Annotated in this window: 4 protein-coding genes; all 4 read right to left on the bottom strand. The window is 33.9% G+C overall.

What is annotated here, in order from left to right; genetic code table 11:
• Positions 1 to 367: DNA adenine methylase (locus tag D9V42_RS14565; RefSeq protein WP_208639087.1), on the bottom strand; the 367-nt coding region annotated here is incomplete at its 3' end.
• Positions 368 to 645: 278 nt separating this feature from the next.
• Complete coding sequence (locus tag D9V42_RS14555) at positions 646 to 960, bottom strand: hypothetical protein (protein WP_036851127.1); 315 nt, start codon at positions 958 to 960, stop codon at positions 646 to 648.
• 84 nt (positions 961 to 1,044) lie between these two features.
• A complete protein-coding gene (locus D9V42_RS14550; protein ID WP_036851125.1) occupies positions 1,045 to 1,554 on the bottom strand; it encodes a hypothetical protein in 510 nt (169 codons plus the stop codon).
• Positions 1,551 to 1,766 carry a hypothetical protein gene (locus D9V42_RS14545; protein WP_036851123.1) on the bottom strand — a complete coding sequence of 72 codons (216 nt, stop codon included), beginning with the start codon at positions 1,764 to 1,766 and terminating at the stop codon, positions 1,551 to 1,553. The genes D9V42_RS14550 and D9V42_RS14545 overlap by 4 nt, the downstream gene beginning before the upstream one ends.
• Between the last annotated feature and the right edge of the window lie 42 nt (positions 1,767 to 1,808).

The raw sequence follows: 1,808 nt of genomic DNA, 5'->3' as shown, positions 1-1,808 counted from the left end.
CTCTTCCGATCTTAATCAGCAACTTCAAAAAGTCATCTGTTGTCTTGTTTTCTTTCTCCTTAATCTCGGTAAACTCTGTACGTGAAACAATAAGGCTTTTAATCCACTCACGGTCTTGAGAGATAACTCGTTCAAAAGCGTTGGTTATATCCTTGTCTAAGTCGTTATAATATACTTCTAAGCCATTTAAAATACATTCGGATGTAATTGCTCCGCCTCCTCCGAAGATGTCGTATATCGGCTTGTCTGTGCCAAAGTTCTGTTTGATAATCTCAACTATTTTCTTGCTTATCTTTTTCTTGCTTCCTTGGTATGGTAATCCAATAGGTTTACCTTTTCTGATTTTCTTCTCGTCTAAACTAAGCATTATTTATTGTCTTTCTAGTTTGGTAAAATTTATTCCAGTTTTCTATAAGTTCCAGCAACTTAGGTTCATCATATTCGGTAAATAGTTCAACCTGTGATGTAAACCAGCAGTGTAGACAGCGATCGCAACTATAACAGATGTTCACGTATCCTCTACAATCTTTGCAAACTCCTAAACCATTACTCATTGGTATATCGAAGCAGTGGCAATATCTTTTGTCATTAAAGTATTTTTGTTTCATTGTTACCTTTCTAGTTTATTCTATACCTTATTATAAGCTATTTCTTTTTATTTATCAAGCGATAAGTCCCATAGACTACTAATAAAATAATTGTTATTATAAATAGCGGTGGAATGAATACAGTTATCGCAAACCAAACAATAGATATTAAAGTATAGATCATGATTTTTAGTATTAATTTACCAGCAGGAGTTTCTTGAAAGGTTATATCCTCATCTAATGATGAATCATCTTCTTTCGAATTGCCGTAAAATATTTTGTCTTCATTTACTTCGTACTTGTTACCGCAATAATCACATTTACCATTAGTGAAACTTGAAGACCCACAGGTTACGCATTGTATTAAAATCATTTTATTACCTCCTTTCTTTAACTATATGTATTATTATATCAAAAAAGCTCTAAGCTGTCAAGCCTAAAGTTTTTATTCTTAATATTATTGTTCTTTCAATTTATTCTTGAACCAGATGATTCGTTCTTTGAACCAAGCGTCAACCCCTTCAGGACGTAGCCATTTACCTTGTTTAACTCCATTCTTTTCCATGAACTCAATCACTTTAGTTGGAGTTTCTGGTTCGTCCCACATATTATATTTTGCTGAATGGTATTTACTAAACATTTCAAGCGTTTCGATGTAGCTATCTTTCAGAAGTTCCGTGTCAAGCAATTTTTGGGCTTTCTCAGCACGTTTAGCAAGTCGTTCGTTAACTTGTTCCAGTTGTTCCTTTTGTCGCTGTAAGCTCAAATTATGGTTAATATAAGCAATTTGCTGTGCATGTCGTCCAAGTTTGCCTTGTGTATTAAGCTCGATCAGTTTAGCCATTCCCTCGCCAAGAATTTCATCAGCCACAAAGTTATGTTTATATTTTTTATTTGTGTTGCGTACATAGTTGTCAAGCGTTTGTTTAATTTTAAGTTTTTTGTGTAGCTCTCTTAATGTTGTCAATTTAATACTCCCTCATATATTTTACCAAACTTTAAAGCGTTAATTTTAACTAACTGCTTCAATTCTGATATAAATTGCTGTTCTCCGTCAAAGTCAAATGGCATTGATACGTTTTCCTTGATCCAAGCGAAAGCTCCGTCAAAGTCTTGTCTTAATAAGCTCATTTTATCCACGATGTCGATAATTTGCTCTCTCTCTTCTTCTGTGTACATGTAACCACCTTTCTAGAAAGGAAGTTCTGATTCATCAACTTC

Source organism: Staphylococcus pseudoxylosus (assembly GCF_003697915.1).
Classification (GTDB): Bacteria; Bacillota; Bacilli; order Staphylococcales; family Staphylococcaceae; genus Staphylococcus; species Staphylococcus pseudoxylosus.
This window is presented reverse-complemented; position numbering and strand designations above follow the sequence as displayed.